The organism is Telluria sp. LT1R51-2 (assembly GCF_059685775.1).
The window spans coordinates 3,594,540-3,611,526 of record NZ_JCASIM010000001.1; the positions used below are offsets into that span (position 1 = coordinate 3,594,540).

Consider the following 16,987-nt stretch of genomic DNA (forward strand, 5'->3'; position numbering starts at 1 on the left):
TTGCAATAGTTAGCGTTTTATTATAGCACGCACCCTTTCTTTTTCCAGTCGTGAGCGCCTTGGCCCACAGGGAGAAAGCCCGTGTTCATCGGGGTGCCATCGCCGCGGTGGCTTCGCGTTCCAGAACGTCCAGCTGGGCAGTAATCTCGCGATAGCGAGTACTGACCTGATCTGGGGTCAAGCCGGCAGAAAACAACTGGTTCAATTCTTCTCGTAACGAATCCATCTTGATTTGGCGTACTGAACTGAGCAGGACAATGCGATCGCCATCGACCTCGTTTTCGGGTTCGGCGGCGATTTCGGCAATCATGCCATCATACTCGTTAGTGACTTCATGCAACTGTTGTGACAGTGCGGCAAACGTGCCGTGCTGGCCCAGGGCCTGTGCGGTGTCGATCAGATGCCGCAGGCGATCGGCGCCCTCCTCACCAAAATAGTCGAATGCGCTTAGCGCGACCTCGTCGAGTTCCAGTGCCAAATGCGGGTGCGCGACCAGGATGCGCAGCATCTTGCGCTCCAGCCCTACCGGCTCAGGCCGGCCCTGACGCGGTGGCGCGCGGCGCGCAGTGGCCACTGGCTTGGACAACTCGAACAGGCTTTCGATCTCCGCCGGCGTCGATTGCGTCATGCTGGCCAGGCCGCGCACGATCTGCAGGCGCAGGCTCGACGGTGTCATCGATTGCAGCAGCGGCTTGGCGTCGAACTGCGACTTGGCGCGGCCTTCGGGCGTATCGAGATCATGCTCTTGCGTGACTTCGCGCAGCAGGAATTGCGACAGCGGCATCGCATCGGCAATTTCTTGCTCGAAGGCTTCGGCGCCGCGCTCACGCACGAAGCTGTCCGGGTCGTGCTCTTGCGGCAGGAACAGGAACTTGATGGTCTTGTTGTCGCTCACTTGCGGCAGGCACGCTTCTAGTGCGCGGCGCGCGGCCTTGCGGCCGGCCTTGTCACCGTCGAAACTGAAGATCACGTCATCGGTCTGGCGCAGCAGCTTTTGCACGTGGGTACTGGTGCAGGCGGTACCAAGCGTGGCCACCGCTTGCGGAAAGCCCAATTGTGCCAGCGCGACGACGTCCATATAGCCTTCCGTCACCAGCACATAGCCGGCGTCGCGGATCGCCTGGCGCGCCTCGAACAGGCCGTACAGCTCCAGGCCTTTCTGGAACAGCGGCGTTTCAGGCGAGTTCAGGTACTTCGGTTCGCCGCTGTCGAGCACGCGGCCGCCAAAGCCGATGACCTGGCCTTTGGTGTTGCGGATCGGGAACATCACCCGTTCACGGAAGCGGTCGTAACGTTTGTGGCGGTTGCCCTCTTCATCGACCTTGTCGATCACCAGGCCCGACTCGACCAGTACGTGCGCCTCGTACTCGGGGAAGACGGCGCGCAGGCTGTCCCAGCCGGCCGGGGCGTAGCCCATGCCGAAGCGGGCCGCTACTTCGCCCGTCAGGCCGCGGTTCTTGAGGTAAGCAATGGCGTCCGGTGCTTCGCGCAGCTGGGCGCGGTAAAACGCGCAGGCTTGCGTCAGCGCATCGGTCAGCGCCAGGGATTGCGCCTGCTGGGCGGCGCGCTGGGCAGGCGGGATCTTGTCGTCGACGTCGGGCACGATCATGCCGACGTTCTGGGCCAGGTCTTTCACCGCATCGACAAAGCCCATGCCCGAGTATTCGATCAGGAAGCCGATCGAAGTACCGTGCGCGCCACAGCCGAAGCAGTGATAGAACTGCTTGGTCGGGCTGACCGTGAAGCTGGGAGACTTTTCGTTGTGAAATGGGCACAGGCCCATGAAGTTCGCCCCGCCCTTCTTGAGCTGGACGTAGCGGCCCACGATATCGACAATGTCGACCCGGTTGAGCAAATCGGTGATGAAAGTTTGCGGAATCACTTGAGCTTACACAGTGTTTGTCTAGGGCCAGACTATACCGCAGCGCCTGCTGCAAATTGATATGCAACAAGTTGTCGTCCCTGCCCAAGGGTGGGCAGGGACGACGCGTTGCAGGTGACGCTGATGGCGTTTATGCGCCAGCCAGGGCTTTCTTGACCAGGCCGGAGACCACGGTCATGTCGGCGCGGCCAGCCAGCTTTGGCTTGAGCACGCCCATCAGCTTGCCCATGTCTTGCGGGCCGGTCGCGCCGGTTTCGGCAACTGCAGCCGCGACTTCGGCGGCGATTTCTTCGTCCGACAGGCCAGCGGGCATGTACGCCGACAGGATGACCATCTCGGCCTTCTCGATGTCGGCCAGGTCGGGACGGTTGCCGGCTTCAAACTGGCTGATCGAATCCTTGCGCTGCTTGATCATTTTTTCGATCACGGCCAGCACCTGGGTATCGTCCAGCTGGGTCTGCTCGTCGAGTTCCTTGCGCTTGACTTCGGAAATGATCAGGCGCACCGCTGCCAGGCGGCCGGTTTCCTTGGCGCGCATGGCGCTTTTCATGTCTTCGGTCAGTTGTTCTTTTAAGCTCATGGGATCTCCGTATTCAAAAGGGTGAAACGACAAAACCCGCTGCGGCGAAACCGAAGCGGGTTTGCGGACTTCAGCGACTCGCCGGGACTGGCAATGCCGTCACCGGGTCTTGGCCGTCTGAACTGTCTTAGTACAGTTTCTTCGGCAGTTGCTGGCTGCGGATGCGCTTGTAGTGACGCTTCACTGCTGCTGCCAGCTTGCGCTTGCGTTCTGCGGTCGGTTTTTCGTAGAACTCGCGTGCGCGCAGTTCCGTCAACAGACCGGTCTTTTCGATGGTGCGTTTGAAGCGACGCATGGCGACTTCGAACGGCTCGTTTTCTTTAAGGCGGATAGTGGTCATGTAAAAATCAAACCGTTGGATTTAGGGAAGAACGAAATTCTAGCATCGTTTGCAGTCGAGTGGAAGCTTTAATCACGAAGTGGTGTTTTCAAGCGTCAACTATTTGCCAGCGCCAGACCGGCCGCCACGCCCGATGCCCAGGCCCACTGGAAGTTGTAACCGCCCAGCCAACCGGTCACGTCGACCGTCTCGCCGATGAAGTACAAACCGGGCACCTTGTTGGCCATCATTGTCTGCTGCGACAGGCCCTTGGTATCGACGCCGCCCAGCGTGACCTCGGCCTTGCGATAGCCTTCCGAGCCGGTCGGGACGATAGCCCAGCGGTTGATCGCGTCGCCCAGCGCGCGCAATTTCGCATCGGCCATGTCGGCCAGGCGCGCAGTCGCATCAAAGCCATTGGCCGCGAGCAAGCCTTCGGCCAGGCGCGCAGGCAGCCACTGCGTCAGCACATTGCCCAGCTGCTTTTTCTCGGTTTTCTTCAGGCCGATCAGCGTGTCGGCCACGTCCATGTCGGGCAACAGGTTCAGCACGATCGGCGTGCCCGGCTGCCAGTAGCTGGAAATCTGCAGGATCGCCGGGCCGGACAGGCCGCGGTGCGTGAACAGCAAGTCTTCGCGGAAGTGGCCACCCCGTGCGCCCTTGCCTTTGCCGCTGCCGGTGCTGACATCGACCTCGAGCGCGATGCCCGCCAGCGGCACAAACGGCTCCCAGCTGGGGCCGTCGAAGGTCAGCGGCACCAGACCCGGGCGGGTCTCGATCAGTGGCAGGTCGAATTGCGTGGCGATGCGATAGCCGAGATCGGTCGCGCCGATCTTCGGGATCGACAGGCCACCTGTGGCAACGACGACATTACCTACTAATAACTCGCCGGCGTCGGTCTCGATGGCAAAGCCATCATCGGTCTTGCGCATACCGGCCACCTTGCACGGCATGCGCCACTCGACGCCGCCCAGGTCGCATTCGGCGCGCAGCATCGCGATGATCTGCTCGGCCGAATCGTTGCAGAACAATTGGCCGCGGTGCTTTTCGTGGTAGGCGATCCGGTACTTCTTGACGAGCGCCAGGAAGTCCTGCGCTGTGTAGCGTGACAGCGCGCTGCGGCAGAAATGGGGATTGTTCGACAGATAATGCTGCGGTCCGGCGTTGACGTTGGTGAAGTTGCAACGCCCGCCGCCCGAGATGCGGATCTTTTCGGCCAGCTTGGCCGCGTGGTCGACCAGCACCACGCGCTTGCCGCCCTGCGCCGCGACGGCCGCGCACATCATCCCGGCCGCGCCCGCGCCGATTACCGCCACATCGAATTGATTTGCCATGCCTGCCACCACCTTTGCTCAACCCGCCATTGTATGCGAGTGGCGCACTGGCGAACAGCTAGTCGGCCGCTGGCAGGCTGCGCGCGCGGATCTTGCGCGAGACTTCGACGCAGTACGCCACCTGCGTGGCAATCGATGGCGGTACCGGCACCTCGCCACGCAGCGCGGCGCCGATCCAGGCGGCGGTGGTGGCCGCGTCACGGCCGTCCGGCACGATCGCCAGGTCGTCGGTGGGCGCGTCGCGCTCCACCAGCAGGGCGCGCTGGCCGGCGTGGAACCAATCGATGCGCTGGGCGCGGTGCGGGTGGGCCACGGTTTCGCCCTCGGTGCCGCGCATCAGGAACGCATCGCCCCGGGTTTCGCTGTCGACGCCTTCGAAGTACTCGCCCAGCGTTACCAGGTATTCAGGGTGCGTGTACGAGACCAGGCGCAGCGCCGGACCATCGAATGGCTGCAGGATCTTGACGATGGTGTGGGTCGAATTACGCACGCCCAGCACGCGGCGCAATTCGAGCATGCGCGCGAGTTCAGGGGCCAGGTGCTCGATCGGCATGAAGGCCACGCGGCCATGGACGAATTCGTTGTGGACTTCGGCGCCGGTGGTCGCGTCGGTCACGCCCAGCTCGTGCAGGATTTCTGCGGTGGTGACGCGGCCCGGATCATTGCTCACGCCATGCACCAGCACCGGCACGCCTTCGCGCGCCAGCAGCAGCGCCAGCAGTGGCGTCAGATTGGCCAGCTTGCGCGAACCGTTGTAAGTGGGAATCGATACCGGGGCGAATTCGCCGCGCGGCGCCGGCAGCGGCGTGAACGCGGCGCTCGCTGCATCCATGAAGCCGGCGAGTTCATCCACCGACTCGCCCTTGATGCGCATCGCAAGCAGAATGGCGCCCAGTTCGAGGTCGGACACGCGGCCTTCGAGGATGGCCGCGTACAGCCGGTGCGCGTCGTCGCGCGTCATGCTGCGCGCCCCTTTCACGCCGCGGCCGATTTCCTTGATGAAGGGGGCAGCGACAAAGCGTTCGATATCGGTAGTCATGACAAAAGGATACACGGGAACGTGGCACTCCGGCAGCACGCACGGATGCAGGGCGCGGCTTGAGGTCCCCATTTGGGGCTCCGCATGTGCACATACAGCAATTTCCGCTTACACTGATCCATCCCCCAGAAGATTATAGATTGCATCATGACCAGTACGCCACAAATCGAAAATACCAACGTCAGCTCGTTCGCCCGCATGCCAACGCCGGTCGAGCTGCATACCACCCTGCCGCTGAACGAACGCGCCTATGCCACCGTGATGCAGGGCCGCGAAACGCTGCGCAATATCCTGGACCGCAAGGACAAGCGCCTGTTCGTCGTCGTGGGCCCGTGCTCGATCCATGATCCCGAAGCCGGCCTCGACTATGCGCGCCGCCTCAAGGCGCTGCAGGACGAGGTAAGCGAGACGATGGTGCTGGTGATGCGCGTGTACTTTGAAAAGCCACGCACGACCACCGGCTGGAAGGGCTATATCAATGACCCGTTCATGGACGATTCGTTCCGTGTCGAGGTCGGCATGGAGCGTGCGCGCCAGTTCCTGCTGGACGTCTGCGAAATCGGCTTGCCGACCGCGACCGAAGCGCTGGATCCGATCTCGCCGCAATACCTGGGCGACCTGATCGCCTGGACCGCCATCGGCGCGCGCACGACCGAATCGCAGACGCACCGCGAAATGTCGTCCGGCCTGTCGACGCCCGTGGGCTTCAAGAACGGCACCGATGGCGACGTGAGCATTGCGATCAATGCCGTGCTGTCGTCGTCGAACCCGCACGCATTCCTGGGCATCAATGGCCAGGGTTCGGTGTCCATCGTGCGCACCAGCGGCAATGCCTACGGCCACGTCGTGCTGCGCGGCGGCGGTGGCCGGCCGAACTATGATTCGGTCTCGGTGGCGATTGCCGAACAGGCGCTGACCAAGGCCAAGCTGCCGGCCAACCTGGTCGTCGACTGCTCGCACGCGAACAGCTACAAGAAGCCGGAACTGCAACCGCTCGTCATGTCCGACGTCATCCAGCAAATCCGTCATGGCAACCAGTCGCTGGTGGGCGTGATGATCGAGTCGAACATCGTCAGCGGCAGCCAGTCGATTCCGAGCGACCTGTCGCAGCTGGTCTATGGCTGCTCGGTCACCGACGGCTGCATCGGCTGGGAAGAAACCGAAACCATGCTGCGCGAAGCGCACAAGGAATTGCTGCAGCGTCCGTAACAAACAGCACAACATCCGCAGGGTGGGCGGCAGCGCCTTCCACCCTGCGGTAGAATGCCCGGTTCCGCTCAATCCACCTGGCTTTTTACATGATCGTTCTCGGCGTCGAATCCTCCTGCGATGAAACCGGCTTTGCTCTGTATGACACCGAGCGCGGCCTGCTGTCCCACGCCCTGCATTCGCAGGTCGCGATGCATGAAGAATATGGTGGCGTGGTACCCGAACTGGCGTCGCGCGACCATATCCGGCGCGCCATTCCGCTGCTGGACGAGGTGCTCAAGCGCGCCAATCTGCCGGCCTCGAACATCGACGCCATCGCCTATACGCAGGGCCCCGGCCTGGCCGGTGCGCTGCTGGTCGGCTCGTCGGTGGCATGCAGCCTGGCGCTCGCGCTCGACAAACCCGTGCTGGGCGTGCATCACCTCGAAGGCCACCTGCTCTCGCCGCTGCTTGCATCGGAACGCCCGGACTTCCCGTTCATCGCCCTGCTCGTCTCGGGCGGTCACACGCAGCTGATGCGCGTCGATGGCGTGGGCAGCTACACGCTGCTGGGCGAAACGCTGGACGATGCTGCCGGCGAAGCCTTCGACAAGTCGGCCAAGCTGCTGGGCCTGGGCTATCCGGGCGGTCCGGCGATCTCGCAACTGGCCGAGCGCGGCGATCCGGCAGCCTACAAACTGCCGCGGCCGATGTTGCACAGCAAGGATTTCAATTTCAGCTTTTCGGGCCTGAAAACGGCGGTGCTTACCGTCGTCAAGAACCACGACGTCAAGGTGATTGCGGATATTCCCGAACAGGACAAGGCGAATATCGCACGCGGCTTTGTCGACGCGATTGTCGACGTGCTCACCGCCAAGTGCGTAAGCGCCATGAAGCACACGGGTTTGAACCGGCTGGTGATCGCCGGCGGCGTTGGCGCCAACAAGCAACTGCGCGCGTCGCTCAATGCGGCTGCGGCCAAACGCAAGTTCAAGGTTTATTATCCGGAGCTGGAATTTTGCACCGACAATGGCGCGATGATCGCGTTTGCCGGCGCGATGCGTCTTGAGCGCAACCCTGCACTGGCGCAGCGCGATTACGCATTCAATGTGCGTCCGCGCTGGCCGCTGGATGAACTCGAAGCGGCCTGAAAACACAGCGGCGCCACCCTCCAAAAAGACTGCCGGCAGCAGTGAACTTGCCTCTCTGACACTGATCCTACGGTGTGACCGTTGCCATTAAAACGGTGGCAATATCCGTCGATCAAGTTTTACGGAGGTGAACAATGCGCGTAGTCAGCTGGAATATACATTGGGGTTGTGGCAAGGACGGCCGGATCCGCATTCACGCGATGATCGACGTGCTGCGCCGCCTGAATCCCGATGTGATTTGCCTGCAAGAGGTGGCTGCCAATCACCCCGAGCTCGAAGGCAGTGCCAGCGCCAACCAGTTCAAGCAACTCGCCGGCGCCTTCGGCGGCTACCACGCGATGGAGCATGCGCCGAGCGAGATTTACCAGAACAATGTCCCGCGCCTGTTCGGCAACCTGATCCTGTCCAAATACCGCATCTCGCAAGTGCACCGCCATCTGCTGCCGTGGCCAGCCGACCCGGACCATGCGGCCGGCATGCCGCGCGGCCTGCTGGAAACCGTCGTTGAAGCGCCTGGCGGCAAGCTGCGCCTGCTCACGACGCATCTCGAATATTATTCGCCCGTCCAGCGCATGGCGCAGGTCAACCGCATCCGCGAACTGCATGCCGAGGCCAGTGCTCGCGCCCTGCTGTTCCAGCCCGATCCGAACCTGGACGCGCCATTCCAGCTGGGCTTTCGGCCCGGCTCGGCAATCCTGTGTGGTGATTTCAATTTCGCGCCCGATGCGCCGGATTACGCGGCGCTGCTTGCCCCGCCGGACGGCAGCGCGCTGGCGCTGGTCGATGCCTGGCGCGTGGTGCACGGCGACATGGCGCGCGCGCCGACCACCGGGCTGCACGGCTATCCGTGGCCCGAGCGGCCTGAGTGCTACGATTATTTCTTCGTGACCGACGATCTGGCGCCACGCCTGACCGCCCTGGACGTGCAGTCCGAAACGGCGGCGTCGGACCACCAGCCGGTGGTCCTCGATCTGACTTAAACGGCGGCGTCGGCCGGCGCTTCCAGGCCTGGAATCTCGCGCAGCGCGCGCTCGAATACCTCAGGCAGCTGGCCACCGGAGATCAGGTGTTTCTGGTTGATGATCACGGCTGGCACCGACTTGATGCCGGCGTTCAGGAAGAACTGCTCGCGCTCGCGCACTTCGTCCTTGTACTCGTCCGACGCCAGGATGCGCGCCGCCGTCTCGCGCTCCAGGCCCACGCTCTCGACCGCGCGCAGCAGCACCGCGTGGTTGCTCGGGTCTTCGCAGCGGGTGAAATAGGCTTCGAGCAGCGCCACCTTGAGCTGGCGTTGCTTGCCTTCTTCTTCGGCCCACGACAGCAGGCGGTGCGCGTCGAAGGTGTTGTAGATGCGGCCGCGCCGCTCCATGTCGAACGTGAAGCCCACAGCGGCGCCGCGCTCGCGGATCATCTCGCGGCTGGCTGCCTGCTGCTCGAGGCTGGCGCCATATTTTTCGGTGACGTGCTCGACGATGTCCTGGCCTTCCGGCGGCATGTTCGGGTTCAGCTCGAACGGCTGAAAATGCAGGTCGATGCGCACGTCGTCGCCCACTTTCAGCAGTGCCTGTTCGAGGGATTTGAGACCGACCGCGCACCATGGGCACGAGACGTCCGACACGAAATCAATCCTGAGTTGCTTGGTCACGGGTATTACCTTTCTGTCCGGCGCAGCACGAATATGCCGCTATTGCCAGCCATGGTAACGCCTCCGTAAAAACCCCGCGCACGCTGCCTTATTTTGCCTTCCCGGCCCCGCCCGACTTGCTGCCGAGCTTGGATTCCTTGCCCGCGATCAGGTTGCCGATATTGCCACTGTGACGCCATACCAGCAGCGCGCTCATGACGATCACGGCCAGCAGAATGGCATCGGCGCCGAACAGCATGCCGTAGTACAACGGCGCGAATACGGCCGCCACCAGCGCGGCCAGCGACGAGTAGCGAAATGCGTAGGCGATGATCAGCCAGGTGGCCAGCGTTGCCAGGCCCAGCCATGGATTGATGCCGAGCAGCACACCGAGTGCGGTGGCCACGCCCTTGCCGCCGACAAAGCGGAAAAACACGGGCCACAGGTGACCGATGAACACCGCAATGGCCACCAGCGCGATGCCGGTATCGTCCAGCCCATAGTCGTAGCCATAGCGCACCGCGAGCCAGACGGCCAGCCAGCCCTTGGCCGCGTCGCCAATCAGCGTGGCAATCGCTGCCTTCTTGCTGCCGCTGCGCAGCACATTGGTGGCGCCGGGGTTTTTCGAGCCATACGTGCGCGGGTCGGACAGGCCGAACGCGCGGCTCATCACGACGGCAAAGGAAATCGAACCGAGCAGGTAGGCGGCAATGGTGGCAATCAGGGTGTTCATCGTGTCTCTTTCGTGGGCGCCAGTGTCGGGCTCATTTTTCTACCGGAAATTGGTGCGTGAATATACACCATCGACTGCATGCCGCGAAGCTACTCGGCGATGGCGCACGCCACCGGGCGCGCCTGCAGCACATCGACCAGCACGCGCGGATCGATGCCGATCAGATAGCCACGGCGCCCGCCGTTGATGTAGATTTTTTCGAGTTGCAGCACGCTCTCTTCGACATACACCGGCAGCGCCTTGCGGATGCCGAACGGCGAAGTTCCACCAACCAGATACCCTGAATGGCGCTGGGCCACATCCGGCTTGCATGGTTCGACTGACTTGCAGGGGATGGCGCGGGCCAGATTCTTGGTCGACACCTTGCAGTCGCCATGCATCAGCACGATCAATGGCCTGGCTGCTTCATCCTGCATGACCAGGGTCTTGATCACGTCATGTTCCGGCACGCCCAGCGCGCTGGAGGAGACCGATGTACCGCCATGCTCCTGATACGCATAAGGATGTTCGGAAAACACGACGCCGTGCTTGCGCAGGAATTGGGTCGCGGGGGTCTCGGAGACGTGCTCTTTCTTGGCCATGCGTGTTACGCTAAAGACGAACAATAGGGGTTTCTATTATGCAGGAAGAACTTCGGTTTGCCACCTTCAACACTTTCAATCTGGCACCGCCTGGCGCACGCTTGTACGACAATCTCGCGCCCACCACGGCCGCCGAATACGAAGCCAAGCTGGACTGGACGGCGCACCAGCTCGACCTGATCAACGCCGACGTGATCGGCTTCCAGGAAATTTTCTCGCAGAGCGTGCTGGCGGAAGTCCTGCGGCGCACGCGGCGCTACCATGACGCGCACCATATCGGCTTCGATCCCGACCCGGGCGCGGCGCGCCTGACGCCCAGCGTGGCCCTGGTCTCGCGCCTGCCGCTGGCCGAGCCGGGCACCGAGCCGGGCACCGAGCTGGGCAAGTTCCCGGCCAATGTCACGATGCCCGCCGGCAGCCGCGACCCGGACCGCTTCACGCGTGCGCCGCTGCATGCGGGCGTGATCGCGCCGTCGGGTGTGGTGATTGATGTCGTCGTCGTGCACCTCAAGTCACGCCGCCCCGATTACCGCTCGAGCGACAGCGGGGCCGACCCGCACCTGTATGCGCTGGCGTGCCTGCGCTCGCTGATCCGGCGCGGCACCGAAGCCACCGCGCTGCGCGTGCTGCTGACGGATATGGCGCACACCCACCGTCGCCCGCGCATCGTGCTGGGGGACTTCAATGACGTGGCCGATTCGGTGACGACCGAGATCGTATTGGGCGCGGGCACGCCGCTGGACGAACGCCTGTACGACGCAAGCCAGGTGCAGCGCCGGCTCGATCACCAGCGCCATGTGGGGTATTCGATTCTGCACGACACGCGCCATTCGACGATCGACCATATCCTGGTGTCGCCCGAATTCAATCCGGCGTTGCCCGATGCGATCGGGGAAGTGGTCGATGTCGTGTATCTGAACGATCACCTGAACCTGGGGTTGCCGGAAGCGTCGGACCACGGGCAGGTGCTGGCCAGGATCCGGTTGTTTGACTAGGCTTCTGCTCACAGCCGGTGCGGCGCCAGGTTTGGCCGGGAACTGGCCGCGCTGGCATAAAACCCCTGGTAATTGTCGCACCCATGCTGGCGCAGAAAGTCGAGCTGCGCGGCAGTCTCCACGCCCTCCCCCACCACCCGTAGCTGCAGGCTGCGCGCTACCGCAATGATGGCCGGCACCATGGCGGCATGCACCGGATCGTGCGCCACGTCGCCCACGTAGCTGCGGTCGATCTTCAGCTTGGTCAGTGGAAAGCGCCGCAATGCTTCCAGGCTCGACAGGCCGGTACCGAAACGGTCGACATTCAGCCGTACACCGCGCGCGCGCAGCGCCAGCGCCGTGGCGCGAAACGCCGGCTCGCCCCGGATCAGCGCGTCTTCGGCGATCTCGAGTTCGAGCGCGTCCGGTGGCAACCCGGCGCTCTCGAGTGCGGCGTCGATTGCCGGCAGCAGGCCGTCATGCGCCAGCTGGACGTCGGACAGGTTGACCGCCACCGTGACGGCGGACCCGGCATGGCGCCATGCGCGTGCGCGCCGGCATGCCGCGCGCAGCACCCATTCGCCGATCGGGACGATCAGCCCGGAATCTTCGGCCACCGGCAGGAATTCGTGCGGCAACAACAGCCCCCGCTGCGGATGGCGCCAGCGCAGCAACGCTTCGACCGACGTCACACGTCCCGTCGCCACTTCGATTTCGGGCTGGTATTGCAGCATGAATTCCTTGCCGTCGAGCGCCTGGCGCAGGCGGTTTTCAAGCTCGACGCGCTCGATCATGTGGGCGTTCATGGCGGGGCTGAAGAAACGGAAGGTGCCGCGGCCGTTCTGCTTGGCGTGGTACATCGCCACATCGGCATGGTGCAGCAGGGTTTCGACGTCGGCACCATCGTCGGGACACAGCGCGATGCCGACCGACGCCGACAGCGTCACTTCTTGCGCGCCAATGTCGATGGGCAGCGCCACGGCCTGGGTGATGGCGACGGCCACGTGCGCCGCCTGGTCGGCGCCCTTGATGTCCGACAGCAGCACGACGAACTCGTCGCCTCCCAGGCGGCTGATGGTGTCGACCTGGCGCACGCACGCACATACCCGTGCGGCCACTTCGCGCAGGACGACGTCGCCGGCCTGGTGGCCGTGGGTGTCGTTGATCGCCTTGAACTTGTCGAGGTCGAGGAACATGACGGCGGAGCAGCTGCCCTGGCGCCGCCAGGTAGCCAGCGCCTGGTGCAGCCGGTCGAGGAACAGGATCCGGTTGGGCAGGCCCGTGAGGGCGTCGTGCTCGGCCTGGTGGCGCACCTGTTCCTCGATGCGCTTGCGCTCGCTGATATCGGAGAGCATCGCCATATAGCTCGAGACGTCGCCATGCGCATCGCGAATCGCTGTGAGCGTGACGCGTACCGGGTAGCGCTGACCGTTGCTGCGCGCGCTGGCCAGTTCGCCTTCCCAGTGGTCGGTGCCTTCGAGCTCGGCCCAGATGCGCTCGTAGAAGCCATCGTCGACGCCCCAGCCGAGGCTGGCCAGTGTATGGCCGATGATCTGCTCGGGCGCATGGCCGGTGATACTGGTAAACGCCCCATTGACGGCGCGTACGCGGTACTGGGCATCCATCATGATGATGGCGTCGCGCGCATTCTGGAACACCTGCGCAGCCTGCGCGAGACTGGTCTCGGCTTCTTTGCGCGCCGTGATGTCGACCTCCATGCAGAAGATCTCTTCCATTACGTGGTCGTGTTTGACGGGGTAGTAGCACGAATACACCCAGTGGCGCCGGCCGACGGTGGACTGCACCAGCCAGTCGCTTGCCTGCGGCGCCTGGCCGGTACGCCAGATGGTGGCGATGACGTCTTCGAATTCGGTCTGGCGGCCGGGGTGGAACACCACGTCGCGAAACGCCCGGCCGATGGCATCGGCGGCGCGGATGCCGTAGAGTTCTTCGCTGGCGTGGTTCCAGAAGCGGATGATGCCGGCGCGGTCCATCGAGTGCACGGCCACCACCGGCGCCAGTTCGAGGGCCGTGACGAAATGGTAGAGCCAGCCAAAAGCATGCGGGTTGCCCCCGGCCCCGTCGTACAACGGGTTGAGGGCGGTCGGGCCGGTCTGAGCAGGCAGCGCCTCATCGAACCCGGCCTGCCTGGCTGCCGCACGATCCGGGGGGTCTGGCAATAGCTTGCTCATGGCAGCGCCTTTCGCTTGGGCAGTGACAGCAATCAGGAAGACAAGCCTGTCATTGGCATGCTGCGAGACACGCTCCGTTTGCGAGGCGGCGCTGCGCGCTGGCAGCGAGGCAATTGCACCCTGCCATCAGGTCGGGCAGCCAGCTGACCGCTTGTCGCATTCAGATGGCTCAGACTGCAATTACTGCGGTTAGTTCAATGATGAGATCAAGCGGGGCTGGCAGGCAGGGCTGCCGGGGCCACGGCTTCGCTGTCGCTGGTGCTGTCGTTGCTGCTGTCGCTGTCGTTGTCGCCGTCTTGCACGATGACATTGCCGTCAGCATCGAGTTCATTCTTTGGTTCGAGCTTGCGCTTGGCCTTGTCGTCGGCCTTGCGCTTCTTGTCGAGTTCCCGTTGCCGTTTTTCGTATTGAAAATTATTCCGTGCCATAGTCACCTCGATATGATGGGCGGTAGGGGCTACCGTCCTGACCGGCCATTATGGACTACCGCGCCGATCCCGGCTTGCCTTAACGCTAACCGCGGGGGTGGTGTTCGGTGTGCAGACGCTTGAGTCGTTCGCGCGCCACATGGGTGTAAATCTGCGTGGTCGAGATATCGGCGTGGCCCAATAGCAGTTGCACCACGCGCAGGTCGGCACCATGGTTGAGCAGGTGCGTGGCGAACGCGTGGCGCAGCGTGTGCGGTGACAGCGGCCCGGTGATGCCAGCCTTCTTGGCGTGCTTCTTGATCAGGATCCAGAACATCTGGCGCGTCATCGGGCCACCGCGGCTCGTGACGAACAGCGCGTCGTCCATCTGGCCATTGAGGATGATGCCACGCGCATCTTTCAGGTAGCGCTCGATCCAGCGCCGCGCCTCTTCGCCGAACGGCACCAGGCGCGTCTTGCTGCCCTTGCCCGTTACCCGCAGCACGCCATCGTTCAGACTCACTTCGACCAGCTTCAGGGCCACCAGTTCCGACACGCGCAAGCCGCTGGCATACATCAGCTCGAGCATCGTGCGTTCGCGCAGGCCCAGTGGCGTGGCCACGTCCGGCGCAGCGAGCAGTGCCTCGACCTGGCTTTCGTTCACCGTGTGGACGAAACGGGTCGGCTGGCGCGCCGACGCCATCTTGAGGCACGGATCGACGTCGATGCGGTTGCGGCGCAGCGCCAGCCCGTAGAAGCGCTTGAGCACCGACAGCCGACGGTTGGCCGTGCTCGGGCGTGAATCGGGATGGCGGTCGGCAAAATAGGCGGCCAGGTCGTCCGCGCCGACGGCCAGCAGGCCACGGTCGGGCTGGCGCGCGTGCAGCCAGGTGGCGAACAGGCGCATGTCGCGCCGGTAAGCGTCGAGCGAGTTCTTGGCCAGGCCCTGTTCCAGCCAGAGCGTGTCGCAGAACTCGTCGATCAGGGCCAGATCGACTGTTGTTGCCATGGACTTGCAGTGGCGCCTTCGTGGCGCAGCAACCAGCGTTTCACCGACAGGTGAAAGCCGTTTTCGTCATCCTGATTGGCAAAGCCGCCCAGGCCGCCGGTAGCGGTGACGCGGTGGCACGGGATCACGAGCGGGAACCGGTTGGCGCCGCAGGCCTGGCCGACGGCGCGCGGGGCCGAGCCGATCATGCGCGCCACGTGCCCGTAGGTGTGCACGGCGCCACGCGGGATCGCGTGGATGTGCTGCCAGACCTTGCGCTGGAACTCGGTGCCGGCCTCCAGCAGCGGCAGGTCGAACACGACATCGGGATCCTGCAGATACCGCGTAACCTGCTGCGCCGCACGGTCGGCAAGCGCGCTGTCGGCGCTTTTTTCGGCAAATGACGGCGGCAGGTAGACCAGCTCGCAGACCTTGTCATCGTCCGTGCGGATGCCCAGCGCGCCGAAGGGCGCCGGCACGATGGCATTGAACAACAGGGAGGCGCGATCTGGCTTCATGGAGACGGTTGGCAGTGCGGGGCGGGACCATCCCGCTGGCAGGCACTCCGGCATCTTACCCGCCGCAGTGAGTGCGCGGCCAGTGGTTTGGTGTCAGCACACGAAAAACAGGCGAAAAAAAAGCGCACCATCAGGTGCGCTCCAATTCGGGTCACGTCTCCGGTCGTTTGGCAGTGCCAACGACTTCTGTAAAACGTGCTGTCTCCTCGAATGTTCTCCGGTACGAGTACCGTTCTTATAGCAATGCTCCCCCAAAACCTGTACTGCTTGTTGCTGGCACTACACCGCACCACTTCAGTGCGTATGAGCGCCATGATAACGCAAATGCTTATAGAAAATGTATCTTTTAGGTCACAAAAACAGAAAATTGTTTTACTTATAAACAAAATGTCTTGGTGACCATGACCTGATGTTCAGCGTGCGACCTCGCGCAGGATAGCATGCACGGTCTCCTTGCCGATACGGCTTTCCATCTGGCCGTACACGGGCTGCAGCGCACGGCGCCAGTCGGCCTGCTGGGCCGGAGTGAGCGTATGGATCACGGTCGTGCCCGATTGACGGATTTTTTCCATCGATTCGTCGTTGGCGCGCTGGGCGATCTGCTTTTCATACACGGTTGCTTCGCGCATGGCCCGCGTCAGGATCGTGCGGGTCGCCGCGGGCAAGCCGTCCCAGAACTTCTTGTTGACGATCACGGCGTAACCCAGGTAACCGTGATTCGACACGGTCAGGTGTTTTTGTGTCTCGTGCATGCGCTGCGTGTACATGTTCGACGGCGTGTTTTCGGTGCCTTCCACCACCCCGTCGCGCAGTGCCGGCGCGGCTTCGGAAAACGCCAGCACCATCGGCTGGGCACCCAGCGCACGCATCTGCGCATCGAGCACCATGGACGCCTGGATACGCATGCGCACGCCATCGAAATCCTTCAGCGCGACCAGCGGCTGATTGGCCGACATGACCTTGAAACCGTTGTCCCAGAAGGCCAGGCCGGTGATGCCCTTCGGTTCGAGCTTGCGCAGCAGCTCGCGCCCGATGCGCCCTTCCGTCACCTTGTACAGCGCGGCCTTGTCCGGAAAAATATACGGCAGATCGAACGCTTCGAATTCGCGCACGCCCAGCGGCGAAAACTTGGCCAGCGACGGCGCCAGCATCTGCACGGCGCCCAGTTGCAGGGCTTCGAGTTCTTCGCGGTCCTTGTACAGCTGGCTGTTCGGATAGACTTCCACCCTGACCTGGCCGCGCGTCATTTGCTCGGCCAGCGCCTTGAACCGCTCGGCGGCGCGGCCCTTGGGCGTATCCGGCGCCACCACGTGACTGAACTTGATCACGATCGGCCCCTGTGCCCAAGCATTCATACTGGCGGCTGCGGCCAACACGGCGCACAGCGCGCGCATGGCCAGGGAATTGAGTTGCATGACGGTTCGATTCTTCCTGATGAAACGTTACACTGGCACATGTCGCATTGCCCGTCATCGCG

General features: G+C 63.3%; 17 protein-coding genes. 4 read left to right on the forward strand and 13 right to left on the reverse strand.

The window, feature by feature from the left end; genetic code table 11:
- Positions 1-85: 85 nt before the first annotated feature.
- The 5 genes from dnaG to ybiB all read right to left on the reverse strand — a co-directional run bounded on the left by dnaG (position 86) and on the right by ybiB (position 5,154).
- Complete coding sequence (dnaG, locus tag AC56LH_RS15775) at positions 86-1,882, reverse strand: DNA primase (protein ID WP_499647558.1); 1,797 nt, start codon at positions 1,880-1,882, stop codon at positions 86-88.
- 130 nt (positions 1,883-2,012) lie between these two features.
- Entirely contained in the window at positions 2,013-2,462 is a 450-nt protein-coding gene (locus tag AC56LH_RS15780) for a GatB/YqeY domain-containing protein (RefSeq protein WP_183556374.1), read from the reverse strand.
- 127 nt (positions 2,463-2,589) lie between these two features.
- Positions 2,590-2,802 carry a 30S ribosomal protein S21 gene (rpsU, locus tag AC56LH_RS15785; protein WP_005665410.1) on the reverse strand — a complete coding sequence of 71 codons (213 nt, stop codon included), beginning with the start codon at positions 2,800-2,802 and terminating at the stop codon, positions 2,590-2,592.
- A gap of 95 nt (positions 2,803-2,897) precedes the next feature.
- The gene (locus tag AC56LH_RS15790) at positions 2,898-4,115 is read right to left on the reverse strand and encodes a BaiN/RdsA family NAD(P)/FAD-dependent oxidoreductase (RefSeq protein ID WP_499647560.1); all 1,218 of its coding nucleotides are present in this window, start codon (positions 4,113-4,115) and stop codon (positions 2,898-2,900) included.
- Positions 4,116-4,173: 58 nt separating this feature from the next.
- On the reverse strand, positions 4,174-5,154 hold the full coding sequence (ybiB, locus tag AC56LH_RS15795) for a DNA-binding protein YbiB (RefSeq protein ID WP_499648489.1): 981 nt from the start codon (positions 5,152-5,154) through the stop codon (positions 4,174-4,176).
- Between the two features lie 147 nt (positions 5,155-5,301).
- Between ybiB and AC56LH_RS15800 the strand changes: the two genes are divergently transcribed.
- The 3 genes from AC56LH_RS15800 (at position 5,302) to AC56LH_RS15810 (ending at position 8,473) form a co-directional block, all read left to right on the forward strand.
- Positions 5,302-6,363 carry a 3-deoxy-7-phosphoheptulonate synthase gene (locus AC56LH_RS15800; RefSeq protein WP_499647562.1) on the forward strand — a complete coding sequence of 354 codons (1,062 nt, stop codon included), beginning with the start codon at positions 5,302-5,304 and terminating at the stop codon, positions 6,361-6,363.
- A gap of 89 nt (positions 6,364-6,452) precedes the next feature.
- Positions 6,453-7,493, forward strand: coding sequence for a tRNA (adenosine(37)-N6)-threonylcarbamoyltransferase complex transferase subunit TsaD (tsaD, locus tag AC56LH_RS15805; protein WP_499455522.1), 1,041 nt, complete (start codon positions 6,453-6,455; stop codon positions 7,491-7,493).
- A 134-nt stretch (positions 7,494-7,627) separates the two neighbouring features.
- Entirely contained in the window at positions 7,628-8,473 is an 846-nt protein-coding gene (locus AC56LH_RS15810) for an endonuclease/exonuclease/phosphatase family protein (protein WP_499647564.1), read from the forward strand.
- On the opposite strand, the gene AC56LH_RS15815 is transcribed toward AC56LH_RS15810, so the two are convergent.
- The 3 genes from AC56LH_RS15815 to ybaK form a co-directional block, all read right to left on the reverse strand.
- Entirely contained in the window at positions 8,470-9,138 is a 669-nt protein-coding gene (locus tag AC56LH_RS15815; RefSeq protein ID WP_499647565.1) for a DsbA family oxidoreductase, read from the reverse strand. The two genes, AC56LH_RS15810 and AC56LH_RS15815, sit on opposite strands and share 4 nt — an antisense overlap.
- A gap of 88 nt (positions 9,139-9,226) precedes the next feature.
- On the reverse strand, positions 9,227-9,850 hold the full coding sequence (gene plsY, locus AC56LH_RS15820; protein WP_499647567.1) for a glycerol-3-phosphate 1-O-acyltransferase PlsY: 624 nt from the start codon (positions 9,848-9,850) through the stop codon (positions 9,227-9,229).
- 89 nt (positions 9,851-9,939) lie between these two features.
- On the reverse strand, positions 9,940-10,431 hold the full coding sequence (ybaK, locus tag AC56LH_RS15825) for a Cys-tRNA(Pro) deacylase (protein WP_499647568.1): 492 nt from the start codon (positions 10,429-10,431) through the stop codon (positions 9,940-9,942).
- 38 nt (positions 10,432-10,469) lie between these two features.
- On the opposite strand from ybaK, the gene AC56LH_RS15830 reads away from it, so the two are divergent.
- Positions 10,470-11,426: an endonuclease/exonuclease/phosphatase family protein gene (locus AC56LH_RS15830; protein WP_499647570.1), complete on the forward strand. Its 957-nt coding sequence runs from the start codon at positions 10,470-10,472 to the stop codon at positions 11,424-11,426.
- Positions 11,427-11,434: 8 nt separating this feature from the next.
- Here AC56LH_RS15830 and AC56LH_RS15835 read toward each other — a convergent pair whose 3' ends face one another.
- The 5 genes from AC56LH_RS15835 to AC56LH_RS15855 all read right to left on the reverse strand — a co-directional run bounded on the left by AC56LH_RS15835 (position 11,435) and on the right by AC56LH_RS15855 (position 16,925).
- Positions 11,435-13,597 (reverse strand): putative bifunctional diguanylate cyclase/phosphodiesterase, encoded by a 2,163-nt coding sequence (locus AC56LH_RS15835; protein WP_499647572.1) that lies wholly within the window; start codon positions 13,595-13,597, stop codon positions 11,435-11,437.
- A gap of 206 nt (positions 13,598-13,803) precedes the next feature.
- The gene (locus AC56LH_RS15840) at positions 13,804-14,025 is read right to left on the reverse strand and encodes a hypothetical protein (RefSeq protein WP_499647575.1); all 222 of its coding nucleotides are present in this window, start codon (positions 14,023-14,025) and stop codon (positions 13,804-13,806) included.
- An 85-nt stretch (positions 14,026-14,110) separates the two neighbouring features.
- Entirely contained in the window at positions 14,111-15,013 is a 903-nt protein-coding gene (gene xerD, locus AC56LH_RS15845; protein ID WP_499647577.1) for a site-specific tyrosine recombinase XerD, read from the reverse strand.
- A complete protein-coding gene (locus tag AC56LH_RS15850; protein WP_499647579.1) occupies positions 14,986-15,510 on the reverse strand; it encodes a methylated-DNA--[protein]-cysteine S-methyltransferase in 525 nt (174 codons plus the stop codon). Before AC56LH_RS15850 ends, xerD begins: the two co-directional genes overlap by 28 nt.
- 413 nt (positions 15,511-15,923) lie before the next feature.
- The gene (locus AC56LH_RS15855) at positions 15,924-16,925 is read right to left on the reverse strand and encodes a TRAP transporter substrate-binding protein (protein WP_499647580.1); all 1,002 of its coding nucleotides are present in this window, start codon (positions 16,923-16,925) and stop codon (positions 15,924-15,926) included.
- Positions 16,926-16,987 lie beyond the last annotated feature (62 nt).